7 protein-coding genes and 1 tRNA gene are annotated in these 6,507 nt (G+C 59.8%); 3 read left to right on the top strand and 5 right to left on the bottom strand.

The annotated features are described in order from the left end of the window. Positions 1-146 precede the first annotated feature (146 nt). The 3 genes from ACX3P1_RS06780 to ACX3P1_RS06770 all read right to left on the bottom strand — a co-directional run bounded on the left by ACX3P1_RS06780 (position 147) and on the right by ACX3P1_RS06770 (position 2,714). Positions 147-584 (bottom strand): hypothetical protein, encoded by a 438-nt coding sequence (locus tag ACX3P1_RS06780; protein ID WP_459078786.1) that lies wholly within the window; start codon positions 582-584, stop codon positions 147-149. A gap of 87 nt (positions 585-671) precedes the next feature. Further along, positions 672-746 (bottom strand) — tRNA-Val (locus ACX3P1_RS06775). Positions 747-815: 69 nt separating this feature from the next. After that, on the bottom strand, positions 816-2,714 hold the full coding sequence (locus ACX3P1_RS06770) for a L,D-transpeptidase family protein (protein ID WP_459078785.1): 1,899 nt from the start codon (positions 2,712-2,714) through the stop codon (positions 816-818). A 247-nt stretch (positions 2,715-2,961) separates the two neighbouring features. Between ACX3P1_RS06770 and ACX3P1_RS06765 the strand changes: the two genes are divergently transcribed. Next, positions 2,962-3,357: a rhodanese-like domain-containing protein gene (locus ACX3P1_RS06765; protein WP_459078784.1), complete on the top strand. Its 396-nt coding sequence runs from the start codon at positions 2,962-2,964 to the stop codon at positions 3,355-3,357. Positions 3,358-3,360: 3 nt separating this feature from the next. Here the strand turns inward: ACX3P1_RS06765 and ACX3P1_RS06760 are convergent, their stop codons facing one another. Further along, on the bottom strand, positions 3,361-4,269 hold the full coding sequence (locus tag ACX3P1_RS06760) for an alpha/beta hydrolase (RefSeq protein WP_459078783.1): 909 nt from the start codon (positions 4,267-4,269) through the stop codon (positions 3,361-3,363). 48 nt (positions 4,270-4,317) lie between these two features. Here ACX3P1_RS06760 and ACX3P1_RS06755 point away from each other — a divergent pair, with 48 nt between their 5' ends. Then, positions 4,318-4,770, top strand: a complete 453-nt coding sequence (locus tag ACX3P1_RS06755) for a MarR family winged helix-turn-helix transcriptional regulator (RefSeq protein ID WP_459078782.1) — start codon at positions 4,318-4,320, stop codon at positions 4,768-4,770. 11 nt (positions 4,771-4,781) lie between these two features. Here ACX3P1_RS06755 and ACX3P1_RS06750 read toward each other — a convergent pair whose 3' ends face one another. Next, positions 4,782-5,135: a gamma-butyrobetaine hydroxylase family protein gene (locus ACX3P1_RS06750; RefSeq protein WP_459078781.1), complete on the bottom strand. Its 354-nt coding sequence runs from the start codon at positions 5,133-5,135 to the stop codon at positions 4,782-4,784. A 312-nt stretch (positions 5,136-5,447) separates the two neighbouring features. On the opposite strand from ACX3P1_RS06750, the gene moaA reads away from it, so the two are divergent. Further along, positions 5,448-6,443: a GTP 3',8-cyclase MoaA gene (moaA, locus tag ACX3P1_RS06745; protein WP_459078800.1), complete on the top strand. Its 996-nt coding sequence runs from the start codon at positions 5,448-5,450 to the stop codon at positions 6,441-6,443. The last annotated feature ends 64 nt before the right edge of the window (positions 6,444-6,507 follow it).

Here is a 6,507-nt window from a genome sequence, read left to right as displayed (position 1 = left end):
CACCAAAGGAATGCGAAAACATGTTCGCACATGCTGGCTATGATACGTAACCGCAATTATTCGGAAAACGCACTAACGTACTGTTCTCGTTAACGACTGCAGCACAGAAGTCACGGTAGGCTTTGTGAAGCTCGTGGCTGAATTGATCATACTTCGCCGTCCCCGGTTTGCAAAGGCAGGCTGTAGTGATCGATGAATCGGCTCATAAGCGCGGCGTCATCGGTGACGATGCTAAGGGTGTTCCGACCTTCGACCGCCTCTGCTGCCACACCCAGGCTGCTTTCCAGGATAGAGAGGTCAAGAGCGTCCAGCGGGCCATCCTGCTGCAAGGAGAGCTTGCGAGAGGCGAGCAGTGCCGTGAAATGCCGATGCAGCAGATCGCGAATGTCTTGGAACTGCATTTCCCGCCTAGCTCCGTACTGTTCAATGATGCCTGCCACGTAACCAAGAAAGCGCGACAGGTGCAATGCTGACCTTGGGTCACGAGTGCGAAGAGAGACCTTGATGCTAGAGCGATGGCGATTTGGCGCTTGAGCCTCCCGCAGTGGCCAGCGGAAATAAAATACGCCGTTGCGTGAGAGCATGAGATATGTCGGCTGGCGCACGAATGTGTTCCCCTCGTGTGTCCCACCAGAGGATCGTGCAGGCTAACCTACTGACTTTAAATGGAATGGTGGGCGATACAGGGATTGAACCTGTGACCCCACCCGTGTGAAGGGTGTGCTCTCCCGCTGAGCTAATCGCCCGCTCGTTGCCCGAAGGCCAAGCGCGCCGCGATATAAGGTAGGCGTTATGCGGAAGTCAACTACCGGCCTTCAAGTCGTTGGCGAGCGGACGGCTTCGGTGACGTCCAGCGCTCGTTGCAGGTACGCGTCGCGGTCGTAAATGTCGGGGAAATACTCGACCTGGCCGGACATATCCGGCCAGGCGGTGAAATAGGCGACATAGACGGGAATCGTGCGCGTGATTTTTTCGCTCGCGTGGCCCTTCTTCAATTTTTCGGCGATGTAGTCGACCGAGGTACCGAGCACCGCTGCAGCCATGCCGCGCGGGTCCTGCAGGCGCACACAGCCATGGCTGAGCGCACGCATGTCGCGCTGGAAAAACGCCTTTTGCGGCGTATCGTGCATGTAGATGGCGTGCTTGTTGGGGAAGAGGATTTTCAGTTCCCCAAGGGCGTTGGCTTCGCTGGGCGCCTGACGAACATTGAACGGCACCTTGGAGCCGTATTGGCCCCAATTGATCGACGATGACGGGATGCGCTTGCCTTTCGCGTCGCTCACTTCGTAACCGGCCCGGTCGAGATAACCGGGATCGCTGCGCAATCTCGGCAGCATTTCGTTGACGATGATCGATTGCGGCACTCCCCAATAGGGATGGAAATCGACCTGCTCGATCTGATCGTAGAAAAAGCTGGTCTGGTTCGTCGTCCGGCCGATCACGGCGCGCGTCTTCAGCTTTTCCACGCCATTATCGATATAGCTTGCGGTAAAGGCGGGCTGGTTGATGAACACGCGCGGGCTTCCCAAATCCGAGGGCAGCCAGCGCAGTTCCTCGAGCGCATATCGAACCTTGGCCAGTTTGTCCGCCTTCGAAACGCCGGCGAGCAGCGCCACGGTGCGCGGGCCGATCACGCCGTCCGGTTTCAGGCCAGCCTTTTTTTGCACCGCCTCGACAAGTGGGACGAGTTCCGCATCATAGGTTTCGCTGGTGCCCAGCCTGGTCAGCACATCGCCAAACTGGCTCTTTATCTCGTCATCGCTATCGCGTGAAATCAGCGTCAGCAGTTTCGGCAATTCGGGGCTTATGCCGCCCGGCTTCAACAGCAGTTTCGGATCGACGACGATCTCGTTTTCAACGCTGGCCTGCAACGTCTCGAGTTCGACGCGCAGTGCCTGATATTCCGGGTTCTGGGGATGGCGCGATTCGAGATATGTCCGCACCGCCTGCATATGGGCGAGCGTCTTCAGCACGACTACCATGTCGAGCGGCTTGGCCGGCAAATCATAGTAGCCCGAAATGCGGTCCGGCACGATGCGTCCATCCTGCGCGTCGTGCACATAGCGCAGTACGCGTGCCGAAAGCGCCATTTCAAAACGCATCAGCGCCTTGAGATGATCGGCGTTGTCGCCAGATGCAACGCTGGCCGGTGGCACCTCGACAAAATAGTCGGATGGCATCAGGCCGTAGCTTGCCGATTCGCCCAGCACCCTCAGCGCCTCCCTGGCGCTGGCATTGACGGCACCGTCGCTCACCCAGATGAAATCGGGGTTGGTCGAATAATAGGTGACAAGCGCCTTGGCGATGTCACGCTCGGCCGACAACTCGTATCCGTCGAGGCCGGCCAGCGCATCGCGGAATGTCGAACCTTGCGTCTGCGGCTTGGCGGATGCGTCCAGCGCGGCTTCGGTTACAGGGATGGTCGCCGTGGTCTGCGGCGTTTCCACCAGGTCGGAAAAATCGACACGTACCAGCGCGTCGGCCTTGTAGGCATTGTAGGTCGGGCTGGAGATCCGCGAAATGGGAGCGGGAGCGGCCTTTTTCTTACGTTTGGGCGGCGGCGGGAATTCACCCTTCAACGGCTGGCTTTTCTTTGCGCCACCGCCGAACAGCGCGTCGAAAAGATTTTGGCCATGAGCCTGCGGCAAGCCCATTCCCAGCGCTGCCACAACCGACAGCGGCACCATGACGGTCCTTTTCCCGAACGATATCATGAATTGTCCGCTCCGCTGGATTGCTGGATTTCAATTGCCGACGCCGGATGCTCTCGCTAACCCCTTGGCGGATGTATAACGCAACTATACCGATTCATACCGATTTGATTAAGCTTTCATAAATTTCGACGAGGATGTTGCGCGGGAGCTTCACATGAATGTGACCGCGCGCCTGCAATCATGGATGACCGGCGACAGCCTGTGCTAAGCCATCATCGAATTGAGCAACGAATGGAAAGGCAGCGTCGTGAAAAAGGGATATCGCCAGCTTCTTGATGAGGCAAATGCCGAGATCGAAGCCATTTCGCCCAAGGCTGCGGCCGCTCTGCTTGGCGACGACGGCACCGTTCTTGTCGACCTTCGCGATCCGCGCGAACTGGATCGCGAAGGCCGGATTCCGGGCGCCAAACACGTTACCCGCGGCATGCTGGAATTCTGGATCGATCCGGAAAGCCCGTACCACAAACCGTTCTTCGCATCGGGCAAGACGTTCGTTTTCTTTTGCGCCAGCGGCTGGCGTTCGGCGCTGGCAACGAAGACCGCGCAGGATATGGGGCTTGCCCCGGTCAAGCATGTTCTCGGTGGCTTCACTGCCTGGAAAGAGGCCGGCCTGCCGGTCGAGCATGGCGACAAGAAGCCGTAACTCTCAGTGAAGCGTCGACTGTCGCTGTTCGGCCACGAAAGCGACGGCGCTGTTGACGACGCCGGGATCGGAAAGGATGCGGCGGTGGCCCAGTCCCTCCACCCAATGCAGGCGCACGTGATCGCCGGCCTTTGCATAGCGCAAGGCATGGTCCGTTGGCACTTCGCGGTCATCCGGCGCGTGGATGACAAGCGTCGGCAACGGCATCTCGACCAACTGGCGCGTGCCCGAAAAATCTTCGAGAGGCCGGCCGGCCAGTCGCTCGACACGATCGGCCATCGCCGCCTGCGCGCGTGGTCCGACGCCGACCATGGCGCTGAACCCGGCGAAGATCGCCGGCAGCGAACTCGGCGCGGCTATGAGCACGAGGCTTTTCGCGGCCAGTGGCGGGATACCCATTATCGATCCGGCGATCGCATTGACCGCGACCGCGCCGCCGAACGAATGGCCCACCACCGCCTCGAAAGGGCCGAACCATTCGGCGGCCGTTCGGGCGGCCTCGACTGCGTTGATCAGGTTGAGGCTTCGACCGCGAGATTGCCCGTGGCCGGGCAGGTCCAGTGACGCGACCCGATAGCCGGCCGCCCGAAATCCCTCGATAAGCGCCCGCATATATTCGGTGCGCGAGCGCCAGCCGTGGACGACCAGGACGGTCCCGAGCGGCGCCCTGCCCGGCTCCGGCCTGAACTCGTGGACCGTCACGCAGCCGGTCCTGGTTCGCAGGCGGTGGTGGCGCGCGCCTGTCATGAAATCGGCGGCGCGCGCCACGGCGCGGCCTTCACGCTCATTCAGCTTTGCGGGGTTGGGCGTGCGGCAGAACAATTCAAAAGCCACGCGCCCCGCCAGCCGTGGCGCGACCCGTTCGCCGGCGGCGAATATACCGCGGATGACCTTCAGGCCGAATGATGCCATAGTGCCTGTCCATCCATTCGTTCAAGAGTGAACATAACTAGTTCAAATATGAACAATAAACAAGAGCTGCTCTGGGATAATCCACGCTTTCGCAATTGGGTTGCGCTGGCGCGCGCCTGCCATGTCGTGGAGCGGACGCTGGCAGCCCGGCTTGCGCCTATCGGTTTGAAGCCTGCGCAACTCGATGTGCTGATGAACCTCTATCGCCACCCCGGCATGTCCCAACACGATCTCGCGCGCCGGCTCCTGGTCGGGCGCTCGAACATCACCATGCTGCTGCCGCAACTGGAGACGCGAGGCCTGTTGCGTCGGGAGGGCGACGAAAAGGACAAGCGTATCCTGCGGCTCATCTTGACCGAAGCGGGCGAGGAACTGCTGATGCGTGCGCTGAAAATCCACATGACGCTGATCGAAGCCGCCATGAGCCAGTCGACGCCCGACGAGTGCGACATGATCGGCGAACACATGCGCAAGGTGGCCGATCTGCTGAAGGAGACGTGAAGGACGGACGACTATCGATCCCGGCTCATCCCCTTTTCCTCCAGCTCCGCAAGGTAGGCCTCCCACCGCTGCGTCTTTTCGGCGCCGAGCGTATGCAGGTAGGTCCATGTGAAAATGCCGGTATCGTGGAAATCATCGAAGGTAATGCGCACGGCATAATTGCCGACCGGTTCGATCTTGAGGATGGCCACGTTTCGTTTTCCCGGCACCGTCACCCGTTGCTCGGGCGAATGCCCCTGGACTTCGGCGGAAGGCGAGGCAACCCGCAAAAGTTCCGCGGTCAGTTCCATCGGCTGATGATCGGGGAAGGTCACGGTCAGTTGCCTGCGGTCCTTCGAGACCCTCAATTCCTTCGGCGCCGTCATAGTGGTGATCCTTTATCCGCCAGACTTCCTAAAGCACGTCGCGATCTTCAGATTCGCTTGCCGAGCTTTAGGTCTTTGTTTTTTCGCATGTCTTTACCCCGAAACCGGTTCCCACTTTCGGGAGACAGGCTTTAGGCCGCTTTGCCGTCCAGCAAAAGGCCTGGACCAAGCGTTTCCTTGCCTTCATGCCGGCGAGGCGCGCCAATATTGCCGGAAGAGAAGCCAATTCGCTTGAACCGCTCGCCCGATCGTATCACATAGCGGTATATAACGCAGTTGCCCTATTTGAGGCGAAGGATGGAACAGAAGCGCATGGACATGATCGACCCGTTCGGCCGTACGATCAATTATTTGCGCGTGTCGGTCACGGATCGCTGCGACTTCCGTTGCACCTATTGCATGGCGGAAAACATGACGTTCCTGCCCCGGAAAGACCTTCTTTCCCTGGAGGAACTGGACCGGCTGTGCGCCGTCTTCATCGAAAAAGGCGTGAAGAAGATAAGGCTCACCGGCGGCGAACCGCTGGTGCGCAAGAACATCATGCATCTGGTGCGCGAGCTTTCCCGGCATCTGAAAAGCGGTGCGTTGGAAGAATTGACCCTGACCACCAACGGTTCCCAGCTTTCCCGCTACGCAGCCGAGTTGGCCGATTGCGGCGTCAAGCGCATCAACGTGTCGCTCGATACGCTGGATGCTGCCAAATTCCACAAGATCACGCGCTGGGGCCATCTGGAAAAAGTCGTCGCAGGCATCGACGCCGCACAAGCAGCCGGCCTGAAAGTCAAACTCAACGCCGTTGCGCTCAAGGGCTTTAACGATGAGGAACTGCCCGACATGCTGCGCTGGGCGCATGGACGCGGCATGGATTTGACCGTCATCGAAACCATGCCGATGGGTGAGATCGACGAAGATCGCACCGACCAGTATCTGCCGCTGTCGCTGCTGCGCGCCTCGCTTGAGCGCGAATTCACGCTGAACGACATTCCCTACAAGACCGGCGGCCCCGCCCGCTATGTCGAGGTTGCGCAAACCGGCGGACGGCTAGGCTTCATCACGCCGATGACCCACAATTTCTGTGAAAGCTGCAATCGCGTGCGCCTCACCTGCACCGGCACGCTCTATATGTGTCTTGGTCAGGAAGACGCTGCGGATCTGCGCGCGCCGCTGCGGGCGTCCGAAGGCAACGAACTGGTTGCCGACGCGATAGACGAAGCGATCGGCCGCAAGCCGAAGGGCCATGATTTCGTCATCGATCGCCGAACCAAGCGGCCGTCGGTATCCCGGCATATGAGCGTCACCGGCGGCTGACCGTCTCCCCCCGCATTTGAACGGCTAAGAGATCGTGGCCCAGCGATTTGGGATTGCTGTCTGG

This window comes from Mesorhizobium sp. A623, assembly GCF_054489405.1.
The sequence above is the reverse complement of the archived record's forward strand: the minus strand, read 5'-3'. Positions and strand labels throughout refer to the sequence as shown.

What these genes read in the sequence shown, in the direction of transcription:
- ACX3P1_RS06760 (WP_459078783.1), bottom strand. Translation starts at nt 4,269, where the DNA reads ATGGCATCATTCGGCCTGAAGGTCATCCGCGGTATATTCGCCGCCGGC.
- moaA (WP_459078800.1), top strand. Translation starts at nt 5,448, where the DNA reads ATGGACATGATCGACCCGTTCGGCCGTACGATCAATTATTTGCGCGTG.
- ACX3P1_RS06755 (WP_459078782.1), top strand. Translation starts at nt 4,318, where the DNA reads ATGAACAATAAACAAGAGCTGCTCTGGGATAATCCACGCTTTCGCAAT.
- ACX3P1_RS06750 (WP_459078781.1), bottom strand. Translation starts at nt 5,135, where the DNA reads ATGACGGCGCCGAAGGAATTGAGGGTCTCGAAGGACCGCAGGCAACTG.
- ACX3P1_RS06770 (WP_459078785.1), bottom strand. Translation starts at nt 2,714, where the DNA reads ATGATATCGTTCGGGAAAAGGACCGTCATGGTGCCGCTGTCGGTTGTG.
- ACX3P1_RS06780 (WP_459078786.1), bottom strand. Translation starts at nt 584, where the DNA reads ATGCTCTCACGCAACGGCGTATTTTATTTCCGCTGGCCACTGCGGGAG.